General features: G+C 58.6%; 22 protein-coding genes, 1 tRNA gene and 1 pseudogene. 6 read left to right on the top strand and 18 right to left on the bottom strand.

Annotated elements, in window-relative coordinates; translation table 11 throughout:
• The first annotated feature begins 10 nt into the window (after positions 1-10).
• Positions 11-904 carry a GntR family transcriptional regulator gene (locus K9U38_RS02535; RefSeq protein ID WP_224492866.1) on the top strand — a complete coding sequence of 298 codons (894 nt, stop codon included), beginning with the start codon at positions 11-13 and terminating at the stop codon, positions 902-904.
• Between the two features lie 197 nt (positions 905-1,101).
• Here K9U38_RS02535 and K9U38_RS02530 read toward each other — a convergent pair whose 3' ends face one another.
• Complete coding sequence (locus tag K9U38_RS02530; protein WP_224492749.1) at positions 1,102-2,094, bottom strand: MBL fold metallo-hydrolase; 993 nt, start codon at positions 2,092-2,094, stop codon at positions 1,102-1,104.
• Between the two features lie 136 nt (positions 2,095-2,230).
• Here K9U38_RS02530 and K9U38_RS02525 point away from each other — a divergent pair.
• Positions 2,231-3,013 (top strand): annotated as a pseudogene (locus K9U38_RS02525) (LysR family transcriptional regulator); the annotation flags it as partial.
• 560 nt (positions 3,014-3,573) lie between these two features.
• Here K9U38_RS02525 and K9U38_RS02520 read toward each other — a convergent pair.
• The 3 genes from K9U38_RS02520 to K9U38_RS02510 form a co-directional block, all read right to left on the bottom strand.
• Positions 3,574-3,656, bottom strand: a tRNA-Leu gene (locus K9U38_RS02520).
• A 120-nt stretch (positions 3,657-3,776) separates the two neighbouring features.
• Positions 3,777-4,352 carry a GDYXXLXY domain-containing protein gene (locus tag K9U38_RS02515; RefSeq protein ID WP_224492748.1) on the bottom strand — a complete coding sequence of 192 codons (576 nt, stop codon included), beginning with the start codon at positions 4,350-4,352 and terminating at the stop codon, positions 3,777-3,779.
• Positions 4,349-5,458 carry a DUF2157 domain-containing protein gene (locus K9U38_RS02510; RefSeq protein ID WP_224492747.1) on the bottom strand — a complete coding sequence of 370 codons (1,110 nt, stop codon included), beginning with the start codon at positions 5,456-5,458 and terminating at the stop codon, positions 4,349-4,351. Before K9U38_RS02510 ends, K9U38_RS02515 begins: the two co-directional genes overlap by 4 nt.
• Before the next feature lie 256 nt (positions 5,459-5,714).
• On the opposite strand from K9U38_RS02510, the gene K9U38_RS02505 reads away from it, so the two are divergent.
• Positions 5,715-5,861, top strand: coding sequence for a DUF1127 domain-containing protein (locus tag K9U38_RS02505; RefSeq protein WP_100001090.1), 147 nt, complete (start codon positions 5,715-5,717; stop codon positions 5,859-5,861).
• Positions 5,862-6,023: 162 nt separating this feature from the next.
• Here K9U38_RS02505 and K9U38_RS02500 read toward each other — a convergent pair whose 3' ends face one another.
• Positions 6,024-6,596, bottom strand: coding sequence for a hypothetical protein (locus K9U38_RS02500; RefSeq protein ID WP_224492746.1), 573 nt, complete (start codon positions 6,594-6,596; stop codon positions 6,024-6,026).
• Positions 6,597-6,734: 138 nt separating this feature from the next.
• On the opposite strand from K9U38_RS02500, the gene K9U38_RS02495 reads away from it, so the two are divergent.
• Together K9U38_RS02495 and trmFO are read left to right on the top strand one after the other, a co-directional pair.
• Complete coding sequence (locus tag K9U38_RS02495; protein WP_224492745.1) at positions 6,735-7,682, top strand: aldo/keto reductase; 948 nt, start codon at positions 6,735-6,737, stop codon at positions 7,680-7,682.
• Between the two features lie 87 nt (positions 7,683-7,769).
• Positions 7,770-9,179 carry a methylenetetrahydrofolate--tRNA-(uracil(54)-C(5))-methyltransferase (FADH(2)-oxidizing) TrmFO gene (trmFO, locus tag K9U38_RS02490; RefSeq protein WP_224492744.1) on the top strand — a complete coding sequence of 470 codons (1,410 nt, stop codon included), beginning with the start codon at positions 7,770-7,772 and terminating at the stop codon, positions 9,177-9,179.
• Positions 9,180-9,216: 37 nt separating this feature from the next.
• On the opposite strand, the gene K9U38_RS02485 is transcribed toward trmFO, so the two are convergent.
• The 4 genes from K9U38_RS02485 to yajC form a co-directional block, all read right to left on the bottom strand.
• The gene (locus K9U38_RS02485; protein WP_224492743.1) at positions 9,217-10,053 is read right to left on the bottom strand and encodes a phytoene/squalene synthase family protein; all 837 of its coding nucleotides are present in this window, start codon (positions 10,051-10,053) and stop codon (positions 9,217-9,219) included.
• A gap of 298 nt (positions 10,054-10,351) precedes the next feature.
• Positions 10,352-10,741, bottom strand: a complete 390-nt coding sequence (locus K9U38_RS02480) for an Mth938-like domain-containing protein (RefSeq protein WP_224492742.1) — start codon at positions 10,739-10,741, stop codon at positions 10,352-10,354.
• A gap of 5 nt (positions 10,742-10,746) precedes the next feature.
• Complete coding sequence (gene secD / locus K9U38_RS02475) at positions 10,747-13,017, bottom strand: protein translocase subunit SecD (protein WP_224492741.1); 2,271 nt, start codon at positions 13,015-13,017, stop codon at positions 10,747-10,749.
• A gap of 64 nt (positions 13,018-13,081) precedes the next feature.
• A complete protein-coding gene (gene yajC / locus K9U38_RS02470) occupies positions 13,082-13,423 on the bottom strand; it encodes a preprotein translocase subunit YajC (RefSeq protein ID WP_224492740.1) in 342 nt (113 codons plus the stop codon).
• 174 nt (positions 13,424-13,597) lie between these two features.
• On the opposite strand from yajC, the gene K9U38_RS02465 reads away from it, so the two are divergent.
• Entirely contained in the window at positions 13,598-14,461 is an 864-nt protein-coding gene (locus tag K9U38_RS02465) for an ATP-binding protein (protein ID WP_224492739.1), read from the top strand.
• 49 nt (positions 14,462-14,510) lie between these two features.
• Here the strand turns inward: K9U38_RS02465 and K9U38_RS02460 are convergent, their stop codons facing one another.
• The 9 genes from K9U38_RS02460 to K9U38_RS02420 form a co-directional block, all read right to left on the bottom strand.
• On the bottom strand, positions 14,511-15,836 hold the full coding sequence (locus K9U38_RS02460) for a peptidoglycan DD-metalloendopeptidase family protein (protein WP_224492738.1): 1,326 nt from the start codon (positions 15,834-15,836) through the stop codon (positions 14,511-14,513).
• A gap of 180 nt (positions 15,837-16,016) precedes the next feature.
• Positions 16,017-16,670, bottom strand: a complete 654-nt coding sequence (locus K9U38_RS02455) for a protein-L-isoaspartate(D-aspartate) O-methyltransferase (RefSeq protein WP_224492737.1) — start codon at positions 16,668-16,670, stop codon at positions 16,017-16,019.
• On the bottom strand, positions 16,667-17,425 hold the full coding sequence (surE, locus tag K9U38_RS02450) for a 5'/3'-nucleotidase SurE (RefSeq protein ID WP_224492736.1): 759 nt from the start codon (positions 17,423-17,425) through the stop codon (positions 16,667-16,669). Before surE ends, K9U38_RS02455 begins: the two co-directional genes overlap by 4 nt.
• Positions 17,426-17,440: 15 nt before the next feature.
• Positions 17,441-18,724 carry a serine--tRNA ligase gene (gene serS / locus K9U38_RS02445; RefSeq protein WP_224492735.1) on the bottom strand — a complete coding sequence of 428 codons (1,284 nt, stop codon included), beginning with the start codon at positions 18,722-18,724 and terminating at the stop codon, positions 17,441-17,443.
• Positions 18,725-18,793: 69 nt separating this feature from the next.
• A complete protein-coding gene (tatC, locus tag K9U38_RS02440) occupies positions 18,794-19,621 on the bottom strand; it encodes a twin-arginine translocase subunit TatC (RefSeq protein WP_224492734.1) in 828 nt (275 codons plus the stop codon).
• Positions 19,618-20,181, bottom strand: a complete 564-nt coding sequence (gene tatB, locus K9U38_RS02435) for a Sec-independent protein translocase protein TatB (protein WP_224492733.1) — start codon at positions 20,179-20,181, stop codon at positions 19,618-19,620. Before tatB ends, tatC begins: the two co-directional genes overlap by 4 nt.
• Before the next feature lie 64 nt (positions 20,182-20,245).
• Positions 20,246-20,470, bottom strand: coding sequence for a twin-arginine translocase TatA/TatE family subunit (locus K9U38_RS02430; protein WP_224492732.1), 225 nt, complete (start codon positions 20,468-20,470; stop codon positions 20,246-20,248).
• Between the two features lie 191 nt (positions 20,471-20,661).
• Entirely contained in the window at positions 20,662-21,390 is a 729-nt protein-coding gene (scpB, locus tag K9U38_RS02425; protein WP_224492731.1) for an SMC-Scp complex subunit ScpB, read from the bottom strand.
• Positions 21,383-22,246, bottom strand: coding sequence for a segregation and condensation protein A (locus K9U38_RS02420; protein ID WP_370631806.1), 864 nt, complete (start codon positions 22,244-22,246; stop codon positions 21,383-21,385). The genes scpB and K9U38_RS02420 overlap by 8 nt, the downstream gene beginning before the upstream one ends.
• Positions 22,247-22,250 lie beyond the last annotated feature (4 nt).

The following is a 22,250-nucleotide window of genomic DNA, read 5'->3' as shown; positions in this document are numbered from 1 at the left end:
GGCAAAAGTTGTGAAGCCCGATTCAGTTTTCAAGAAAGCATTCAACCGCACGCTGCAACTGCTGGACGCCGGCGATATCGCTATTGGCGCGATGTCTGAGAACGCTCTGCGCGCAAGGATAGGCGTCAGCCGCACTACCGTTCGCAAGGTGCTTGGCGAGCTTCAAGTCCGCGGAATAAAGCAGGCGTCCGGCAACGGGCCGAGTGCGGGCAGACCCGTTCAGGAATCCGATTATTTTCCTGATCCTGAGACGACGTCGAAACGCCAGCATGTCGAAGAACAGTTCATGGAGTGGATGCTGCGAGGGGATACCCAGCCAGGCACGCTCATCAACGAGTTGCAACTGGCGAGACAGTTTGGCGTGGCAACAAACGGCGTTAGGGAATTCCTGATCCGCTTCAGCCGTTTTGGGCTCATTGAGAAAAAACAGAACTCAGGCTGGCTGTTCAAGGGATTTACCGAGGAGTTCGCGCTTGAGCTTTTCGAGATCCGCGTCATGTTCGAGATGCGCTCGGCCATCCTCTTCGCTGAACTGCCCGATGACTCCCCCTTGTGGACGGAACTTGCCGAACTGAAGACGGCGCACCAACAGTTGCTCTTGGAAATTGGCCGGCGCTTCCACGATTTTTCGCGGTTGGACAATCGCCTGCACCGCCTCATAAATCGCGCTGCGCCGAACCGTTTCATTGACGACTTTTACGACGTCATCACCCTGATCTTCCACTACCACTACCAGTGGAACAAAAAAGATGAACTGGAGCGTAACGAGGCGGCGATCGGCGAGCACCTCGCTTACATCGACGCACTGTTCAGCGGAGACATGCACGAAATCGAACGCACGTGCCTGCGCCACATGACCTCGGCGCGAACGACGTTGGTCCGCTCGCTTCAGGGGTCGGCCTGAGTGTTCAACGTAACCTTAGGTGCCCGCCTCCATCTGCATAGGATCGGGAAGTCCGCTTGCGCAAAGCAGCCTTGAAGTTCTTGAGGTTCTATGCGTGCTGGAAACCCATCTTGCCCAGGCAGGCGAGCCCGGATCTTTCTTGGGTAGCCGAAATCAGTGCTTGGCATTTGTACCCTTAAGATCACCGGAAACAGACATCAGTCCTGCAAGGCCCAGTCTGCGACCTGCCAACGCATCTCCCCATGATCAGCAACGACACGACCGAGCCCAGGGAACGGCATGTGCGTGGCAGCGATGAGCGCGCCTTCCGACGCGGCACGCGGAAAGAAGCGATCACGCATGGCTTTCGCAGCGGCACGGTCCTGCTCAAACAGGAAGAACACGTCGGTCGCGGCCGGATGTACGACCGGGAAAATCATATCCGAAACCATGATCATGCTCTTCCCACCATCTTCGATTCGCACGCCGATATGGCCGGGTGTATGGCCGGTCAAGTCGACGATCGAAACGCCCCGCATTATCTCGCGCTCTCCGTCGATCGCTTGGAGCCTCGGATATAGCCGCACGACCTCCTCTGCCATCCTGAAGCTCGTCTGCAGGTAATCAGGCGCGCCGTTGCGCTTGGCCGGATCGGTCCAGTGAGTGATGTCGCGACGATCGATATAAAGCTCGGCTCCGGGGTAGTTGTTCTTACCTCCCAGAACCAGCCCACCCATGTGGTCTTGGTGCATATGCGTTACGACGATCGCGTCGATCTTGTCGGGCTTCAGACCGAGCGCGGCGAGTGCCTGTGGTAAATGTCCGGTCTGCCCGATCGAACCTGCCGCACCGGCATCGATTAGGATGCGGCGCTCGCCATCCTCGACGAGATATTGGTTGAAGAGGAACCGAACCCCAGTCGGCCGGGCGGTAAACTGTGCGCTTGCCGCCCTCTCGACCTCGGGCGCTGAGCGCCCCGGAAAGTAGTCATAAGGCATATCGGCATACCCGTCCGTCAGGGCCGTCACCGTGAAGCGGCCAATGCGGATCTGCGCTAGCGGAGTAACGCTGACCGGCGTCTTAACGGTATCCTGCGTCTCGGCAAGGGCGGGCGCGGAAGTGCCACCGATCAGGCCTCCCCCGAGGAGGCTCCCTCCGCTGAGGACTAGAGGAAGGGCGCTGATAAAGACGCGACGTGACAGATGAGGCATGACTTCTTCCTCCGGATCATGGGAAATACGGAGAGCCAGCCGGCATCCCCTGGGCGAGATGAAAGCTATGATATCCACAACCAATAGGGTATCCTGCCATTGCGGAAACTTTCCTCTCAATTTCCGGAAGGATTCGATGGATCGGTTTGAAGCGATGTCGGTGCTGCTAGCGGTGGTCGACGCCGGCAGTGTTTCTGCCGGGACACGGCGGCTGAATGCGCCGCTGGCCACGGTCAGCCGCAAAATGGCCGATCTTGAAAAGCATCTTGGCGTTCGCTTGGTCGTGCGCACCCGCCGCGGCCTCGCCTTGACGGAAGAGGGGCGCGCCTTCGTCGCCGCGTCACGTCGTATTCTCGAGGAACTGGACGCGGCGGAGCGGCAGGCCAGCGGCGATTATGGAGCGCTGCGTGGCGGGATGCACGTGACCGCGCCGATTGCCTTCGGCGAGCGCCATCTGCTGCCAATTGCGCTCGAATTCCTGAAAGAGCAACCCGATGTCAACCTGCGGCTGACCCTGACTGATCGGCAGCTAAGTCTGACGGATGAGCACGTCGATGTAGCCCTACGGATCGGGCACCTTCCGGACAGCGCGATTATTGCAACACGGGTTGGTGCCGTCCGCCGGGTGATCTGGGCGAGCCCCGACTATCTCGCCCGCCGAGGAGTGCCGCATCAGCCGGAAGACCTCGCACGCATGATGGCATAAGCTTCCAGGGCTTCGCGACCGCCCCGAAATGGCGATACCGCCGGGACGGCGCGGCTTTCGCCGTCGAGCCGCCTCAAACTCGCGGTCAACACGACAGAGGCTGCCATTCAGGCTGCGCTAGCCGGTATCGGCATTATTCGCGTGCTTTCTTACCGGATCAACGAACATTTGCGCTCTGGCGCTCTGCAGGAATTGTTGGCGGAGTTCGCACCGATGCTCGGAACCCCGCCCACATCCGTTTCTAAAGCACTATTAGAGCGGTGTCTTGACACTTTGGCGGTAGGATGTGCGAAGGCAGGAAGCGAGATCTATCTACATTTGCCCATTGTCGAGCGCTGAAACGACAACAAAAGCTGTTGAGAGACATACGCAAGCGCCTCAAACAATCGAAGGGTCGAAAGGAAGTGCGATATCCTCCAGTCTGATCGTTTTTTTCCCCAACGATGCCCCTTGGCCGTATCTTGGGAACGGTAACTTATGGCCCATCACTCTCTCGCTGAGAAGATAATCGAGTTCGGCCTCCTCCATTGGCTCTCTAAACGAGTGCCTAAGCGAATAAAGTACGTGCTCGGGTGTGGGAAATAACCCGTGCTCACGGAAATATTTGTTAACAGGATGTTGGGATCTTCTGCCGGATGACTTTTGTACACCATAGCAACCTCGCATGGTACAATGTGTCACACACGCTGTCAGTCTTGTGGCACAAAATTGTACCCTAAATATCTGCAACGGCAGAATCATAGAATAAATATCTAGTAAAATCAACGTGTAAGTGGTGCGGATGGAGGGACTCGAACCCCCACGGTCTCCCGCCAGAACCTAAATCTGGTGCGTCTACCAATTTCGCCACATCCGCCGAATGGGACACGACCGCACCCCAAGCGCCGGTCTCTATATCATCCAATTATTCCGGGTCAAAGGGAAAAGGCCAGCAAATGACAGCTATATTTTTCGTCGCGCAAAGCCTGGAGATTGATCAGTAGATCGGCTCTTCGTACATTATCTCGCCGTCGTTCTTGAGCGCTCGGATCTGCGCCTCACCATCTGGCGAGACAGCAATCACGGCTTCGATCTTGCGCTCCCGCTGCTGGTTCTCGATTACCAGGCCGTGGCCTTCGGGTACGTAGTAGCGTTCGATCCCGTATGTGATGCGAAGCTGACTGGAGGCTGGCGTATTCATGGAATGGGTGGTGCGACCGCGAAGCTGGATTTGACCATCCGGCACGTCCTCGCGCCTCTGCCACGAGGCTTCCGATAGTGTCCAGACGCGATCGTCGCCCGGCTTGACTGTCACATAGATGTCCGTCGGCCCCGCTGCGGCCGGCGGCGTGCCGCCAACCTTGCCTGCTTCGACAGTGGATATGCCATAGCCAAGAGAGACGTAATCGCCCCGCAAGAAATCGTTCGGGTCGACCGGTTCGGTGAGCAGTGTGATATTGGTGCCGCTGCGCAGGATGGAGGCCCGCTGCGCTACCATGGCGTAGAGCGCGCCCGACTGTACGATGGCAACTGCTGCGCCAAGCCAGATATAACGACTGTTCTTCCAGATCATGCCGTTACCCCATCTTTCGGACTCTTTTTCTGAAGGCGCCGCTCCATGCGAATGACAAAGGTCGCGAGCAGCAGCACGAGCACGCCAGCGCTCAGGAAGAAGCTTGCCGTACCGATCAACGTGCCGATCGTTGCAAATGCGAGATAGAGCACCTCCAGTGAAAAAACCGTATAGGCGCTCCAGCGCACTGCCAGGTTGCGGTGACCAGAAAGCGCGAGCCCGGCAATTGAACAGCCGAGTATGGCAAAGCCAATGATCACCTGGTTGGCGACCCCTTCGCTGAACTCATCAAACTGGAAGAATATCAGCGCCACCAACAGCATCATGAACCCGTAGCCACCGATGGCTTCCGCCCAGCCGGTCAGCCGCTCCAGCGCGCTGTGCCGCAGCGCATCGACGAGGAAAAGCGCGCCGCCGAGAATGGCTGCGAGCCACAGGATTCCCGATTGTTCGAGATCGAACCTTACGACAAAAACGTAGCTGATCAGCAGGAGGGCAATGAAATGTCGCGCCGCCTTGCCCTTGGTATACCACACCAGGCCCGCGCTGATGAATCCGAGCACCGGTACGAGCCAGAGATAGTCGAAATGCCCCGACGACGCCGGCAGCGAACAGGACATATAATAGCCGGTGATGGCGACGCTCGCCGAAACAAGGACCGGCGAGCGCAACATCAGTGCCGCAAACATGGTGCCGGCGACCCAGAGCAATGCCGCGTCGGATGCTTCCCCCGACAGGTGATACATCTGCCCAACAAGAGCAATCCCGGCACCGAACGTCATTGCAGCCGTGAGGTAGAGCGCCTGACTGAAAATCCCGTCGCCGCGACTCTCCCGCCACGCACCACCGACGTAGCCGATGAAAAGCACGGCCATTATCAGGGCGACGCGCAACAAACGCGGCATGGCCTCCCAATTGGCCGCTATGAGCGAAACGATGGCTGCACCAAGCAGGACAGCACCAAGAAGCGCAAGTATGCCACCAAGACCGAATCCGGAGCTTCTGCTATTGACGTCCTTGCGCAGGCTTTCGGCGGTAGCGGCATCGATCAGCCCGTCCCGCTGCCAGCGCGCAATGTGTTTTCGTACGCCGAAGGAAATTGCCACGGGCCGCTCCTGAATCGCCTAACCGCTTCAGCTAACGCCAGAGCGAGAAAAAACGCAATCTTGGCCGACTCGGCTTGCCGTTGCCTCAAAGCGGACATTTGTGCGACGCAACAATTAATTTCGATTAATGTTGCAATGCAACAATTGCATAGCTGATCTGCAAACTTGGCTCTGCAAGTTTCGAAGGTCATCCACTATCTTCAGCTCAACGATCAAACAGTGATCAACCAAACAACGAACCGAAGTGGTGATTGAAATGAACCTTATCCGCTCTTACAGCAACTGGCGCCGTTATCGTGACACGGTTTCCGAGCTGAACCGTCTGTCGACCCGCGAACTCAGCGATCTGGGCATTGCCCGTTCGGACATCCCGTTCGTCGCCAAGAAGTCCGCAGTACGCTAATCGCATACCGAATATCGCCGGGGCTTATCCTCCTCCCGAAGCCCCCGCGATCAAAGGCCGGCACTCCTCCTCCCAGCCGGTCTTTACAAAACGGCACCCACCGCACCTCCTCCCGCGGTGGGTGTTGTTGTTTCTGGGCTCCCTCAGGCTCGGCTAGAGCACCTAACGCGCGCCCCCAACACCTCGAACCTTCCACTCCGCCAAGCGCATCACGTCCGGCAACCCCCCACCCGGCTCGAACCAGGAGTCAACCACCCACAGCGTACCTGAACGGTCGCGCAGGACGGCGGTAAAGTGCGGATAACGGCCATCGATGAACATGCCGCGCGCGTCGCGGCGGTCTACCGTGTGAAATCGCAACAGTCCCGCGCTTTGGAGATAACGGAGAAAATGGTCCGTGTTGGTCGATTCGTCGACGCAGTCCATTTGCCCCTTCTGGCGCCCCTCGCCAAAATCCATCTTCGGCCGGTCAATCACACCAATAACCTGCGTGTTGCGGCGTTCGAAAACCTGCACTGCGCGTCTCACCGCTGACCGCTCGGCCTGGGCCGACCCGCGGCCGGCCGCCATGATGGAGGCGATACGTGCCTGGTCCGCCGCGGTCAGTGACACCTTCGTCTTGAAGGTGCAACCATAGCCATGACAGATGCTGAAGCTTTGCGCCTGCGCAATGGACGCTGTGCCGCACAGGACGGCGAGAACAAGGAATGTGCGTCGTGATCCGGTCATGCGCATGCTGCTATCCTAGCAAGAGCCATCGCCGTAGCCTATCGAATTTGCGTCTTATGGTTTCTGTGGGCATCGGGGCTGGAAACACCTGTCTTTCGCGCCTACATGCAAAACCCCACCCACGTTTCCCCGGAGAGAAAAATCATGGAAAAACGTCGCCTTGGCCAGACTGGCCTGTCCATCGCCCCATTGGTCTTCGGCGGAAACGTCTTCGGTTGGACTGCCGACCGGAAAACGTCGTTCGACCTTCTCGACCGTTTCGTCGATGCGGGGTTGGATGCCATCGACACTGCCGACGTCTATTCGCGTTGGGTGCCGGGACATTCAGGCGGCGAATCCGAAACGATCATCGGCGAGTGGGTGAAATCGCGCGGCGCGCGCGACAGGGTGACGATTATCACCAAGGTTGGCGGGGATATGGGCCAAGGCAGGAAGGATCTTTCCGCCGCCTATATCACCAGGGCCGTAGAGGCCTCGCTGAAACGGCTGCAGATCGAGGCGATTGATCTTTATCTCTCCCATTGGCCCGACGCCGACACGCCCTATGCCGAAACCCTGGGCGCCTATGAGCAACTGCTGAAAGCCGGCAAGATCAAATCGTTCGGTGCATCCAATCTCGACGCGGATCAACTACGGGCGGCGCTGGATGTGTCGAAGTCCAGCGGTCTGCCCCGCTATGCCGTACTTCAGCCGGAATACAATCTTTATGACCGGTCGAGCTTTGATGGTCCTTTGCGTGACCTGTGCATTGCCGAAGACATTGGCGTCATCACCTATTTCAGCCTTGCGCGCGGTTTTCTATCCGGAAAGTACCGCAGCGAAGCCGACCTCGGCCAAAGCCCGCGCGGCGACGGGGTTAAGGCGTATTTGAACCCACGTGGATACGGCATTCTGGCCGCGCTCGACGCCGTGTCCGCTCGGCACAAGGTAAAACAGGCAGAAGTTGCGCTCGCTTGGGTCATCCAGCGCCAGGGCGTTACCGCGCCAATAGCGAGCGCAACGTCGCTGGAGCAACTCGAAAGTCTGATCAAGGCTGCATCCCTCAAGCTTGGCGACGATGACATCGCCGAACTCGACAAGGCCAGCGCCTGAACGAGCCTTGCATTCACAAAGCCGCCGCCTGCCTTGCGGCGGCTTTTCTACATTGAAGCGGCGCGCCAAAAAGACTATTGGATGCCTATGTCGATAAAACCTGTACATATTGTTGGCGGCGGTCTCGCCGGCTCCGAAGCATCCTGGCAGCTTGCCGAAGCCGGGATTCCTGTCATTTTGCACGAGATGCGTCCCGTTCGCGGTACCGATGCACACAAGACCCACGATCTTGCCGAACTTGTCTGCTCCAACTCGTTTCGCTCCGATGATGCCGAAACCAATGCCGTTGGCGTCCTGCATGCGGAGATGCGTCTCGCCAATTCCCTGATCATGGCATCTGCCGATGCCCATCAGGTTCCGGCGGGCAGCGCGCTGGCGGTCGATCGCGATGGTTTCTCCCAGGCGGTCACCGCTAAGCTGGAGGCGCATCCGTTGATCACCATCGAGCGTGGAGAAGTCACCGGTCTGCCTCCGGCCGAATGGGACAAGGCCATCATCGCTACTGGCCCGCTCACCGCGCCATCACTGGCCGAAGCAATCGGCAAGGAAACCAGCGCGGACGCCCTCGCCTTCTTTGATGCCATCGCTCCGATCGTTCATTTCGATTCCATAGACATGAATGTCTGCTGGTTCCAGTCGCGCTATGACAAGGTCGGCCCGGGCGGTACAGGCAAGGACTACATCAACTGCCCAATGGACAAGGAGCAGTACGAGGCTTTCGTTCAGGCGCTCATTGCTGGTGACAAGACCGAATTCAAGCAATGGGAAGGCACGCCCTATTTCGATGGCTGCCTGCCGATCGAGATCATGGCCGAACGCGGACCCGAAACGCTGCGCCACGGCCCGATGAAGCCGATGGGACTGACCAACGCCCACAATCCGACCGTCAAGGCCTATGCAGTGGTCCAACTGCGTCAGGATAACGCCCTCGGCACGCTCTACAACATGGTCGGATTCCAGACCAAGCTGAAATACGGCGCCCAAACCGACATCTTCCGGATGATCCCGGGTCTCGAGAATGCCGAATTCGCCCGGCTCGGCGGGCTGCATCGCAACACCTACCTGAATTCACCCACCCTGCTTGACCCGACCCTGCAGTTGAAGAGCCGCCCTGGCTTGCGCTTCGCCGGCCAGATCACCGGCTGCGAAGGCTACGTCGAATCGGCCGCGATAGGCCTTCTTGCCGGACGTTTCGCCGCTGCTGAGCGCCTAGGCCGCGCGGCGACGCCGCCGCCTGCAACCACGGCTTTCGGCGCATTGCTGGCGCACATTACCGGCGGGCACCTGGTCACGGACGAAGAGCCGGGCAAACGGTCATTCCAGCCGATGAACGTCAATTACGGCCTGTTCCCGCCAATCGAGGCGCCAAAGTCCGAGGGCAAGCGGCTCCGCGGCAAGGAAAAATCCAATGCCAAGAAACGCGCCATGAGTGCCCGTGCGCTGGCAGATTGCCGTACGTGGCTCGGGCTTCCTGCCATCGCCGAAGCAGCGGAATAACCAGACAGCTTTGTCTGGTGGTCCGAGCGTCGGTGCTCTAACGCACCGATGCCCTGAACATTGCCCATTGACGGCGAAGGGGCGAGATATTGGCCGTGTCGTTGGCCACATCCGTGCCAGCCGCCCTCAATTTCTTCAGATAGGTTGGGGTAAGCCTTGCTGGCAGGAAGGCGGTGCGCAGTGAGACCGGCAAAGCTTTCGCAGCCGCCTCAAACGTCGCAAGATGTTCTTCGGCAAGGGCGATCATTGCATCGACTGCGCGTTTGATTGCTTCCTTGTCCGAACCGTTCAACAGCACGGCAGCACTGCAGCCCACAGCTGCAAGAATGTCGGCCGGGATGTATATCTGACCGCGCCGCCGGTGCAGAGGCAAAAGACGCAACAATCCCGCGATTGCCTGGGCGACACCCGCGTGTCCCGCCGTATCCGCATGCGCGGGAGCCGTATCGGCATCAAGGATAAGCGCTGCAAGCTGGATAAGTGCGGATGCCGTCTCGCCGCAATAACCTTCAAGATCGTTGCGGCTGGGCATGGGGTCGTCATAGAGGTCGAATATCCGCGCTTCGCAATAATTGTCGAAGGCCGATTGTGGCAGATCATGGTTCTTGATCGTATCCAGGAGCGCCGCTGCGACCGGGTTGGCGGAAGCCGCCCCATGTTCCCTGCCATTGAGAAGATCCCGCCACCATTGCAGGCGGACTTCCCCCGGAAGCGGATCACGAATCAGGTCACGAATGCGGGCGATTTCCGCATTGAATGCATAGAGGGCAGCCAGTGCACCGCGCTTGTCTTCAGGGGCATACAATACGGATAGGTAGCGATCAGGATCCGCTTCCCTCAGGAACTGCATGCAGTGGGTTTCGTTGGCATTCATGGGCTGAGATATAGCGACACGATCTAGGTCGTGTGGACAGTTAGCGATTGGGCGTGACGCGAGTGAATTTTGTTCCTGAACAGGAGAAAAGGGCGTGGTGGAGTTGACCCTCCACGAGGGTTTTTTGACGCATTCAGCGGCAAAATCTGCCGCGTCCCAAAGGGATATGGTGAAAATCGCTCAGCTTGTCGTCGCAAACCCTCGATGGACGATAGCTCCACCTTCGGTTTTGCTTCTAAACCTGAACGATTTTCCCTCATACCACGCTCCAATCCATAACTGTCCACACAACCTAGGATTAATCTACAGCAATGAGGGCGGCGGCGACCGCGCGATCTTCCGCCAGCAGCACGTTGTAGGTCCGCACGGCTGCCCCTGTGCTCATCGGATCGGCTGAAATGCGTTTGGCCCGCAAGGCATCTCGGACATCCTGCGGCAGGCGGCGCAGTTCTGTTCCGGTGCCAACCAGCAGGATCTCGATGGCATCGGCCTGTTCGAGGACGAGCGCCAGATCGGACACCATCAACACAGGCGGCGTACTGGGCTCCCAGCCATGAATGCCGGACGGCAGGCAAAGGATCGAACCGCGATGCGACATGTCGGCGAAGCGGAACCCGCCATTGCCATAGGCATCGATGGGTGCGCGCCCAGGGAAATGGGCATCCCGGATTTCAATCCCCTTGGCCAATTACTTCAAACTCCGTTCTGCTCGGAAGCCGTCGCCGGCGGTTCATTGCCGATCACATCTCGCCCCTTCAGTCCGAAGAGCATCAGCAGCGGACCGGCGACGAAGATGGAGGAATAAGTCGCCACGACAATGCCGACTGCGATGGTGAGCGCGAATGAACGGACATCGTCGCCACCATAGAGATAAAGGACGATCAGCGCCAGGAATGTGGCAAGCGACGTCAGGATGGTCCTGGACAATGTCTGGTTGATCGACGCATCGAGAATCGCCGAAAGGGACATGCCCGTGCCGTACTTCCTCAGGTTCTCACGCACGCGGTCATAGATCACGACCGTATCATTGAGAGAATACCCGACAATGGCAAGCAAGGCGGCAATGCTCCAGAGATTGAACTCCATCTGGAAGATGACGAACATGCCAAGCAGCAACAGCACGTCGTGAGCCGTCGCAAGGATCGCACCAAGCGCAAAGTGCCATTCAAAACGGAACCATACATAGGCAAAGATCGCAAGCAACGACAGTGCCACTGCAAGACCGCCGGCTTGGGACAATTCGCTTGATACGGCAGGGCCGATCACATCGATCCGCGGAAACTCATAATCGTCCTGGAACTCGCCGCGGATTTTGACACCGACCGTCTGCTCCGCATCCTCGCCCTCGCCCTGGCTGCCAACGGTAATCAGCGCCCGGTCTTCCGATTTGAATGGTTCGATCTTGACCTCGCCGATGTTCAGTTCGTCGAGCCGGCTATAAACGTCATCGAGATCGATCGCGCCTTCTCGCGACTGCATCTCGATCATCGTCCCGCCCTTGAAATCGATGCCGAAATTCATGCCGACAATCGCGAACAGCGCAATCGCGGCAATGCTCGACAACAATGAAAAGCCGAGCGTAAGCCCGCGCAGCTTCATGAAAGGAATCTGGGTGTCGTTCGGGACAAGCCTAAGCGGCGCGCCTGGAACTTCCTTCGGTTTCGAACGCTGTACCCACATCGATACCAGCCAGCGCGTCAATGTGAATGTCGTGAACAATGTTGTGACGATGCCGATAGTTACCGTCAGCGCAAAGCCATGAACGGGGCCTGTTCCCAGAATGAACAGGACGAGAGCCGCGATCAGCGTCGTGACGTTGGCGTCGACAATGGTCGCGAGAGCCCTGGAAAACCCGGAATCAATGGCCTGGATCACAGAGAAGCCGGCGCGGCGATCTTCGCGAATGCGTTCGTAGATCAGCACATTCGAATCCACGGCCATGCCGATCGTCAGCACGATACCCGCGACACCCGCCAGTGTCAGCGGCGCGCCGAACAATGTGAGGACTGCGAGAATGAGCACCACATTGACGATCAGGGCGATGTTGGCAATGACGCCGAGCAAGCCATAGGTCAGGAGCATGAAAAGAATGACGAGAGCAGCTCCGATCAGGGCCGCGATCTTGCCTGACGAAACAGCAGCGGCACCGAGGTCGGTACCGATGGTCCGTTCCTCGATCACGGTAACGTCGGTTGGCAATGCACCGGCCCGCATGACAAGCGCAAGGTTGCTCGCGCCGGACAGGTCGAAATTGCCGGATATTTGGCTTGTATTGCCGGGGATCGCCTCGCTGATCACCGGTGCCGAAAGCACCTGATTGTCAAGCACGATGGCGAAGGACTGGCCTACGCCTGCCTTTGTCGCTTTGGAAAACCGGTCGGCACCAATGCTGTCCAGACGGAAGGTGATGACCGGTTCTTGCGTGCTCGTGTCGATGCCCGCCTGCGCGTCCACGAAGTTCGAGTTGGATACAAGCGGCTCTTTCTTGACCAGATAGGCAACGGGAGGGTCGTCGAACGAGTAGACGACTTCATCACCTTCGGGCGGCGTTCCGTCGATCGCCTCCTGCACCGGCATCGACGTGTCGACCATCTGGAAACTGAGCTCTCCAGTGAGGCTCAGAATGTCCTTCAGCAGCTGTGAATCGTAGAGACCCGGCACTTCGACCAGGATGCGACCATTGCGCTGGCCCTCGACATTGGGATTGGTATAGCCCAGCTCGCCGAGACGGCGGCTCAGAACCGCGATTGTCGCGTCGGTGTCGGCAAGATGGTCTTTGTCCACTTGCAGACGCAGCCGCGAACCGCCCTCGAGATCCAGGCCAAGCGCGAGCTGCTTCTTCGGCAGCCAGTCCGGCAGATTTGCCAACTGGTTCTGCGTGAAGATGTTTGGCAGTGCGATCAACACGCCAACAAGCACGACGGCCCAGATGAGTGCGGTCTTCCAGCGGCTAAAATAGAGCATACAGTCGCGACCCTTTGCGCCTAGAATCAACAGGGCGGCTTTTTGGCCGCCCCGCAACTATGCCTTATTTCTTGTTGTCGGCAACCGGTTCGCCCTTGACCCGGACATCGGCCACCATGCCGCGCACCACGCGTGCCTTGACGCCGTCGCCAATTTCAACATCGAGTTCGCCGGTCTCGTCATACACCTTCGTCACCTTGGCAATGAAGCCGCCACCCGTGATGATCGTGTCGCCACGACGGATATTCTTCAGCTGTTCCTCCCGCTTCTTCGCGGCCGTACGCTGCGGGCGGATGATAAGGAAATACATGATCACGAAGATCAGAATGAAGGGCAGGATGCTCATGAGCATTTCCGGTGCGCCACCGGCACCCGTTGCCTGTGCATATGCGGGGGTTACGAACATCGAGACGACCTCCAGAGAGAAAAGTAAGTTTGAAGCTATTGGAGCCTGCGCAATACAATGTTTGCACGATCAAAAGCAACCGTACAAAACTACGTGCGCTGCTTTTCGATTTACCATCAACATGATAGAGCGCTCTAATTGTGCGGGTGAAGACGAAATGAGGGCTTGACGAGAATGTCCGACGAACTGCTGACCGATAAACTCGACCGTCTTATTGCTGTATTGGAGCGCATGGCGCCACCCAAGCCGCAGCCGGCAAACCTTGATGCGGCGGATTGTTTCGTCTGGAACCCAGACCGCCTTGCCTTCGATCCGGTCAACAAGGTCAACCGGGTCGATATTTCCTTGATTCGCGGCGTCGATACGGTTCGCGACATTCTATTCGACAACACGAAACGCTTCGCCGACGGATTTCAGGCCAACAATGTCCTGCTGTGGGGCGCGCGCGGCATGGGCAAGTCGTCCCTGGTCAAGGCTGTGCACGCCTCGGTCAACGCGGCGGGGCTCAGCGGCAGCCATCCCTTGAAGCTCGTCGAGATCCACCGGGAGGATATCGACAGCCTCCCTGCCCTGATGGCTGCGATCAAGGACACCACCTACCGCTTCATCCTGTTCTGTGACGACTTGTCCTTCGACCATGATGACACGTCCTACAAGTCCTTGAAGGCTGCCCTGGAAGGTGGCGTGGAAGGCCGACCCGACAATGTGATCTTCTATGCCACGTCCAATCGCCGTCATCTTCTCCCGCGCGACATGATCGAAAACGAACGGTCGACCGCCATCAATCCGTCCGAAGCCGTCGAGGAAAAAGTGTCCCTGTCGGACCGCTTCGGACTCTGGTTGGGTTTTCACAAATGCAGCCAGGACGACTACCTGTCGATGATCGACGGGTATGCCGCGCATTTCGACCTGCCATTGGACAAGGAACAACTCCACGCACAGGCGTTGGAATGGTCGACAACGCGCGGTTCGCGCTCCGGGCGCGTGGCCTGGCAGTTCACGCAGGACCTGGCCGGCCGGCTCGGCAAAAAGCTTTAAACAACAAAGCCCGCGTCTTTCAACGCGGGCTTCATCGGATCACGAAAGATCAGGATTCCAGATACTTCGTCGGATCGACCGGCGTCGAGTTCTTGCGCACTTCAAAGTGCAGTTTCGGTGAAGTCGCATTGCCCGTCATTCCGGACTTGCCAAGTTCCTCGCCGCGCTTGACCTTCTGGCCACGCTGGACATTCAACTTGCTGGCATTGCCGTAGACCGTAACCAGGCCATTGTCATGACGGACAAGAACCGTATTGCCGAACTCCTTCAGGCCATCGCCCGAGTAGATGACAACGCCGTTTTCTGCTGCCTTGATGGGCGTTCCTTCCGGCACCGAAATATCAATACCGTCGCTGCCCTTGCCGTAGTTGGCAACCACCCGGCCGCGTACCGGCCAGCGCATGCCTGAAACGCCGGTGGCGGACGGTGCGGCGGCGACATCCTTCTCGGCGTCGTTGATGACCTTTTCGCTCGCCTGTGGCGGAGTATAGGGCTTGGCTTGCGGGTCAGCCTGCGGCGCGGCCGCAGCAGATGGCGCAGCTGTCTGGGGCGCAGCGCTTGCTACGACCTTGGGCTGTTCAGCCAGGGGCGTCGATGCCGTTTTGACCTGATCGACACTACCCTTCGCCTTCATATTGTTGGCAACATTCTGCGCCAGCGCAGCATTGGATGGCGGGATTATCAGCGACTGTCCGATGCGAACAGTGCCGTCCGTCATGTTGTTTGCCTGCTTGATCGCTTCGACATTGCTGCCGGTCTTGCGCGAGATCGCATGCAGCGTGTCACCGCTCTGGACGGTATAGGAACCGCCACTGCTGGCCTGTGCGGTGTTCTTAGCCGCAGCAGAAGCCGGCTTTTCCTTGGCCTGCGGAGCCTGCAGCACCGCTGCGCCATTCGACGGAGCAGCCTGAGCAGACATCTTGGCCTCACGGCCGTCCGGCGTCTTCAACGTGCCGGAACTCGCACCGAGCGGCGCGGCTTGTCGCGCCTGCACCGGCTCGGCGGATGCCATCTGCTGGCTGCGCGAGGGAGCCGCATTTGCGACGGGAGCGAGTGCCGGACGCTGGGGCTCAGACGAAACAGGAGGGAGCGACGATGTGCTTACGGCGCCCACGGGCGGCAGGCTGCTGCGTTGCACGCCACCGCGGCTGACCGATGCGGTCTGGGTTGAGTCAACCGGTGGCGTATAGGGCTGCGGACCCGTGTTCTGGGCCTGCATGATCGAACGCTGGTTGTCGCTGTAGCCGGAACTGAAATCGGCGCTTGTGAAGCGCTGCACTCCAGAGCTGCAACCCGCAGCTGCAACGGCAATCGTGAGAATAGCGGCATTCAGAGCCAGCCGCCGTGACGCTTTGTTCAGTGTACTCAAACGCATCGCATGTCCCGCCCGTACTCAATACAAGAATATTGGCTGCATTAGATCGCGTTAATGTTACTCGACCGTTAAAAGACGAATAAAATTCGTAAAAAATTCACCAAGTTCCTCAACCGTTGCAACTTTGAAGCCCATTTTCGAAAATCGCCGCGGCGAAACAGATGGCACGGATTTCAAGTCTCAAAGCGCTGAAGCAACGCCCTCGATAAGCGGCAGGAAGCGTACCTGCATCATGTCCTGCCGTTCGAACCGGCTGCCGATCTTGGAAAGACGCGCGATGACCTGCCTGCCGTCGAGCGGCCCGATCGGCGCCACCATGACCCCATTTGACGACAGCAATTCCACGAACTGGCGCGGCATGGCTTCAAACGCGCCCCAGACGATGATTCGGTCGAAAGGCCCATCATGAATCTGTCCGTGCCTGCCATCGGCATGCTTGATGAAGATGTTTTCGATTTTCAGCGCCTGCAGCCGCTGCTGGGAAAGCTCCACAAGCGTGCGGTAGCGCTCGAGCGAAAGGACGCGGCCAGACAGGCGTGCCATCACCGCGGCCGAAAACCCCGTACCCGTACCGACTTCGAGCACGCGGTGCGCAGGTTCAAGGTCCAGTGCCTTGATCAGCTGGGCCTGCAGGTCGAGCCCTTCGATAAATTCACCGCATTCGATCGGCAGCGTTCCGTCGCCATAGGCAACATTGCCGAGATTGCCGTTGACGAACGCCGTGCGCGGCGTGGCTTCGATTGCACTCATCAGCCGCTGGTCGGTAAGGCCGAGCGAGCGCATACGAAGGACAAATGCGGCAAATCCTTCCCGGTCCGAGAGTGCAGGCTTCATGCGAATGCATTCTCCAAGGTTGCACGCATCTCATGGGCGGTAAGATCGAGTTGCAGGGGCGTAATCGAGACATAGTTCTGGCGGATTGCCGCCACATCGCTGTTTTCAGCGGGCACATCCTTGCCGCGGCCATAGCGCAACCAGTAATAGGGCAGGCCGCGGCCGTCATGCCGCTCTTCGATCGCCAGGCCATGCGAAAGCTTGCCTTGCGCCGTTACCCGGACCCCGGCAATCTCTGAAGCATCGCAACTCGGGAAATTGATGTTGACGAGAACGCCCTTCGCCAGCTCGACTGTCAGGAGCTTTTTCAGAAGCGCCGGCGCCCGTTCCTCCACGACTTCCCACGGCAGCACACGCGTGCCGCCGTCGAGATTGTATTCCTGGGACAAGGCGATGGACTTGATACCAAGCAGCGTTCCTTCGATGGCGCCGGCGACAGTGCCCGAATAGGTCACGTCGTCCGCCATGTTGGAACCGGAATTGACACCGGAGATCACCAGATCCGGCGGCTCCGGCATCAGGTGCTTGACACCCATGATGACGCAGTCGGTCGGCGTTCCGCGCACCGCGAAGTGCCGCTCGTCGATCTTGCGCAAACGCAGGGGCGTCGAAAGGGTCAGCGAATGCGCGAGGCCACTCTGGTCGGTTTCAGGTGCAATCACCCAGATATCGTCGGACAGCTGGCGGGCAATGCGTTCAAGCACGCTCAGACCTTCCGCATGAATTCCATCATCGTTGGTCAGGAGAATGCGCATTGCCTACCTCTGGGTTCAAGCTGCTTTTTCGATCCGTTTCAATCCACCCATATAGGGCACGAGTACGTCAGGAACTGTGACACTGCCGTCCTCATTCTGGTAATTTTCCACCACAGCGATCAGCGCTCGTCCAACTGCAACGCCTGACCCGTTTAGCGAGTGGACGAAACGCGTCTGTTTCTCGCCTTCCGGACGATAGCGCGCATTCATGCGACGCGCCTGGAAATCGCCGCACACCGAACAGCTGGAGATTTCGCGATATGCCTTCTGGCCGGGAAGCCAGACTTCAAGGTCATAGGTTTTCTGTGCACCGAAGCCCATGTCTCCCGTGCAAAGCGTCATCGTGCGGAACGACAGGTCGAGCCGTTTCAGCACTTCCTCCGCGCAGGAGGTCATGCGCTCATGTTCTTCGATGGAGCGCTCGGCATCGGTTATCGACACGAGCTCAACCTTCATGAATTGATGCTGACGCAACATGCCGCGCGTATCGCGGCCGGCCGAACCCGCTTCCGAGCGGAAGCAAGCCGTCAAGGCGGTCATGCGGATTGGCAGGTCACGAATGTCGAGGATCTCCTCGCGCACCAGGTTGGTCAGCGGCACCTCGGCAGTCGGGATGAGGTAGCGGCCATCAGTCGTCTTGAACAGGTCCTCGGCGAATTTGGGCAACTGTCCGGTGCCGTAGAGCACATCATCGTTCACCAGCAGCGGCGGGCTCACTTCCGTATAGCCATGCTCGGTGGTGTGCAGGTCGAGCATGAACTGACCGAGCGCGCGCTCCAGGCGGGACAGTTGGCCTTTCAAGACTGTGAAGCGGCTGCCCGAAAGCCTTGCCGCACGCTCGAAATCCATGTAGCCAAGCTGCTCACCGATTTCGAAATGCTCTTTCGGTTCAAAGGCAAAGTTCTTCAAAGCGCCAACGCGCCGTGTCTCGAGATTGCCGGCCTCGTCCTCGCCGACAGGCACGCTCTCCAGCGGCACGTTCGGCAGCACCGACAGCGCATCGTTCAACGCCCGGTCAAGCTGGCGCCCTTCCTCCTCGGCTGTCTGCAGAAACAGCTTGATCTCCGCCACTTCCGCCTTGAGCCGGTCGGCTGTCGCCTGATCCTTGGCGCCCATGGCCTTGCCGATCTCCTTTGATGCGGCGTTGCGGCGCTCCTGCGCCTCCTGCAGCTTGGCGATGTGCTGGCGGCGACGTTCATCAAGCTCGACCAGCCGAGACGATGCCGGCTCGGTTCCCCGTTTGGCCAGAGCTGCGTCAAGCGCTTGCGGATTCTCGCGGATCCATTTGATATCGAGCATGGGAATAAAGCCGTGTTGGAATGAACTGGTTGACTTGAGGCGCGCTAGCGCCCGGCGAAATCTGTGGCGTCAGGACGAGGAGATTTCGCTGGACTCCGATTGCGTTTCGGCATCGGCCGCCGCACGCTTCTTCTCGACCAGACGCGCCATCCAGATGGAAATCTCGTAGAGAATGATCGTCGGGAGTGCAAGGCCGATCTGGCTGACCGGGTCGGGCGGCGTGATAACGGCAGCAACGATGAACGCAATAACGATCGCATATTTGCGTTTGGACTTCAGACCCTCATAACCGACGAGACCAACGCGTGCCAGCAATGTGGTCACGACCGGCAGCTGGAACACCAGGCCGAAGGCGAAAATGAGCGTCATGATGAGGCTCAGATATTCGGAAACCTTCGGCAGCAGCGAAATCTGCACCTCACCCTCAACGCCCTGCTGCTGCATGGCGAGGAAGAACCACATGACCATGGGCGTGAAGAAGAAGTAGACCAGTGCCCCGCCCAGCAGGAACAGAATGGGCGACGCGATCAGGAACGGCAGAAACGCCATCCTTTCATTGCGGTAGAGGCCGGGAGCCACGAACTTGTAGATCTGCGACGCAATAACCGGGAACGCAAGAACAACGCCGCCAAACATGGCGACCTTCACCTGGGTGAAGAAGAACTCCTGTGGCGCTGTATAGATCAATTGCGCCTTGGCCGGATCAAAACCTGCCCAACCGACGGCCCACTGATAGGGGATCACCAGGAGGTTGAACAATTGCTTGCCGAAATGGAAGCAGACGAGGAATGCGACAAAAAACGCAACCAGGGCCCAGATCAGACGGTGGCGCAATTCGATCAAGTGCTCGATCAGCGGCGCCGAGCTCTTGTCAATATCATCGTCGATCTTGTTCAAGATTCAATCCCCGTGTCGCCGGTCTTGGAACGCGGCTTTGCCGTTCGCTTCGCTGGTGACTTGGCCGGCTTGTCTGCAGTAGTCGTTTTCGGTGCGGCAGCCTTCTTCGCAGCAGGAGCCTTCGGTTTTGAGGGTGTGGCCTTGGCAGGCGCCACCTTCTCCACGGCTGCGGCCGATATCGGCTCCATGACCTGTGGTTGCAGCTGGGTAGCTCCGGGCGCTTCCGGGTCCGGAATGGCCACGTTTTCCCGGGCGGTTGCCGTGGCGTCCTTCAGGCTTGAGCGGATTTCCTCGCCGATCGTACGGACCGGATCAAAGACCTTGCGGATATCGCTGCGCGGATCAAGGCTCTTTGCATCGTTGATGATGTCACGGACATCATCAAGCTCGGCTTCCTTGAGCGCTTCATCGAACTGGCGACGGAATTCCCCCGCCGTCGCACGAAACTTCGTCGTCGCCTTGCCGAAGGCGCGCAGCATTTTTGGCAAATCCTTCGGACCGACCACCACGATCAAAACGATCACGATAACCAGGATTTCCGACCAACCAACTTCAAACATTCATCATGCTCCAGCCACAACGCGGCAGTGAAACCGCGTGCAGGACAAGACTAATTCTTGTCGTTCAAGACTTTGTCGTCTTTTCCTTGACTGAATTGACCGGCTGGCTCGTCTGGTTGTCGATGGTCTTCGAACTGTCGGCGGTGGCATCGTCATCGCTCATGCCGCTCTTGAAGTTCTTGATGCCCTTGGCAACGTCGCCCATTAGTTCCGGAATCTTGCCGCGACCGAAGAGAAGAAGCACGACTGCCAGCACGATAAGCCAGTGCCAGATTGAAAAACTACCCATTTGATCCTCACATTCGCCCAATAATCTGGGCTCATCTATGCCTTTTCCCCGTGCTTTTCAAACACAAGTGTCTTCTGCTGTTTCACATTCATGTAAACGCTGCGCAAGTGCGAAGTGGAATCTCCGGCACAAATTCTTCCGCAACGGGCTTTAGGGCCACATTGCAGGTAATATTAAACGGCAAGCTTGTCTCAATCATGTTCGACGCGGGGCGTCAGAAGACCCAGTTCCTCAAGGTCGATATCGGTCAGAGGATCTTCCTCCTCGGTCAGTTCATCCGGATCATTGGCCGGGATGGGGATCGAGAAGTTCGACGGCATGCGAGCAGAAAGCAGCCCTGCCCCGCGCAATTCATCAATACCGGGCAGATCACGTACTTCCTGCAGGCCGAAATGGTCGAGGAACGATGCGGTCGTGCCATAGGTAATCGGTCGCCCTGGCGTCCGGCGGCGGCCGCGGAACTTGATCCAGCCCGTTTCCATCAGGACGTCAAGCGTGCCCTTGGACGTCTCGACGCCACGAATATCCTCGAGTTCGGCGCGTGTAACCGGCTGGTGATAGGCAATGATTGCCAAGACCTCGAGCGCTGCACGCGAAAGTTTCTTTTGCTGGACCGCCTCGCGGTTCATCAGGAATGCCAGGTCAGCTGCCGTCCGGAAGGCCCAGGCTCCGCCAACCTGGCGAAGGTTGATACCGCGCTTGGAATAGATTTCCTGCAGCTCGCCGAGCAACGCCGCAACATCGACGCCGGACGGCAGCCGATCCTTCAGCGCCTTCTCAGTCACCGGTTCTGCAGAGGCGAACAGGATGGCTTCCGCCATGCGCAGCGCCTCCGCCACGGGAAACACGGCGTTCCATTGTCCGGATGGCTGGGTTACCTCATCCTCGGTCTTGAAGGTATCCTGCACAGAATCAGCCATCGACCATGTCCTCAAATGGCGCAACGCGCTTTTCGAGCGCCCTTGCTGGCTTGTTGCGAAGGTATATCGGATCAAATGCGCCCGTCTGGCGGATCTCGAGATGTCCCTCGCGCACCATTTCAAGACTGGCTGCAAAAGAACTGGCAATTGCCGTCGCTCTCTCCGCCGGCGATACAATAAACTCGAGCAAGTATTGATCGAGCGCCGTCCAGTCCTTCGTCTCGCCGACCAGCCGCATCAGGATGACGCGTGCATCCTTGAGTGACCAGACGGTGCGTCGTGCGATCTGAACTTGGGACACCGCCCGCTTCTGGCGCTGCGAGGCATAGGCAGTCAGCAATTCATAGAGGCTCGCCGCATAGGTATTGGTTTGATCGACGATGACAGCCTCGGGCATCCCCCTGGCGAAGACATCGCGCCCAAGCCGGGGACGATTGACCAGCTTGGCCGCCGCGTCGCGCATCGCTTCAAGCCGCTTCAGCCGGTACTGCAGCGTCGCTGCCAGCTCTTCACCGCTTTCGCCATCATCGCCTGGCGCCTTGGGTATCAGAAGTTTGGACTTCAGATAGGCAAGCCATGCCGCCATGACGAGGTAATCGGCCGCAAGTTCGAGCCGCAGCGCCTGCGCTTGCCGAATGAAGATCAGATATTGTTCGACGAGCGCCAGCACTGAGATGCGGGCAAGATCAACCCGCTGGTTCCGGGCAAGATGCAGCAACAGATCAAGGGGCCCTTCGAACCCCTTGATATCAATGACCAATGATGGCTCGCTGAGGCCGCGATCAGCCGGACTTTCCCACAACGCCTCCATGGGAGTCGCGCTCTTGCCGTTTATCTTTTGCTCGCTCGCAGCCAAATCG

It is taken from the genome of Phyllobacterium lublinensis, from assembly GCF_020164435.1.
In the GTDB taxonomy this organism is placed as follows: domain Bacteria; phylum Pseudomonadota; class Alphaproteobacteria; order Rhizobiales; family Rhizobiaceae; genus Phyllobacterium; species Phyllobacterium lublinensis.
The sequence above is the reverse complement of the archived record's forward strand: the minus strand, read 5'-3'. Positions and strand labels throughout refer to the sequence as shown.

Excerpts from the sequence above, each read along its gene's own strand:
- K9U38_RS02530 (WP_224492749.1), bottom strand. The coding sequence starts at position 2,094 with ATGCCTCATCTGTCACGTCGCGTCTTTATCAGCGCCCTTCCTCTAGTC.
- K9U38_RS02515 (WP_224492748.1), bottom strand. The coding sequence starts at position 4,352 with ATGATCTGGAAGAACAGTCGTTATATCTGGCTTGGCGCAGCAGTTGCC.
- K9U38_RS02505 (WP_100001090.1), top strand. The coding sequence starts at position 5,715 with ATGAACCTTATCCGCTCTTACAGCAACTGGCGCCGTTATCGTGACACG.
- K9U38_RS02500 (WP_224492746.1), bottom strand. The coding sequence starts at position 6,596 with ATGCGCATGACCGGATCACGACGCACATTCCTTGTTCTCGCCGTCCTG.
- K9U38_RS02495 (WP_224492745.1), top strand. The coding sequence starts at position 6,735 with ATGGAAAAACGTCGCCTTGGCCAGACTGGCCTGTCCATCGCCCCATTG.
- trmFO (WP_224492744.1), top strand. The coding sequence starts at position 7,770 with ATGTCGATAAAACCTGTACATATTGTTGGCGGCGGTCTCGCCGGCTCC.
- K9U38_RS02485 (WP_224492743.1), bottom strand. The coding sequence starts at position 10,053 with ATGAATGCCAACGAAACCCACTGCATGCAGTTCCTGAGGGAAGCGGAT.
- secD (WP_224492741.1), bottom strand. The coding sequence starts at position 13,017 with ATGCTCTATTTTAGCCGCTGGAAGACCGCACTCATCTGGGCCGTCGTG.
- yajC (WP_224492740.1), bottom strand. The coding sequence starts at position 13,423 with ATGTTCGTAACCCCCGCATATGCACAGGCAACGGGTGCCGGTGGCGCA.
- K9U38_RS02465 (WP_224492739.1), top strand. The coding sequence starts at position 13,598 with ATGTCCGACGAACTGCTGACCGATAAACTCGACCGTCTTATTGCTGTA.
- K9U38_RS02460 (WP_224492738.1), bottom strand. The coding sequence starts at position 15,836 with ATGCGTTTGAGTACACTGAACAAAGCGTCACGGCGGCTGGCTCTGAAT.
- K9U38_RS02455 (WP_224492737.1), bottom strand. The coding sequence starts at position 16,670 with ATGAAGCCTGCACTCTCGGACCGGGAAGGATTTGCCGCATTTGTCCTT.
- surE (WP_224492736.1), bottom strand. The coding sequence starts at position 17,425 with ATGCGCATTCTCCTGACCAACGATGATGGAATTCATGCGGAAGGTCTG.
- serS (WP_224492735.1), bottom strand. The coding sequence starts at position 18,724 with ATGCTCGATATCAAATGGATCCGCGAGAATCCGCAAGCGCTTGACGCA.
- tatB (WP_224492733.1), bottom strand. The coding sequence starts at position 20,181 with ATGTTTGAAGTTGGTTGGTCGGAAATCCTGGTTATCGTGATCGTTTTG.
- K9U38_RS02430 (WP_224492732.1), bottom strand. The coding sequence starts at position 20,470 with ATGGGTAGTTTTTCAATCTGGCACTGGCTTATCGTGCTGGCAGTCGTG.
- scpB (WP_224492731.1), bottom strand. The coding sequence starts at position 21,390 with ATGGCTGATTCTGTGCAGGATACCTTCAAGACCGAGGATGAGGTAACC.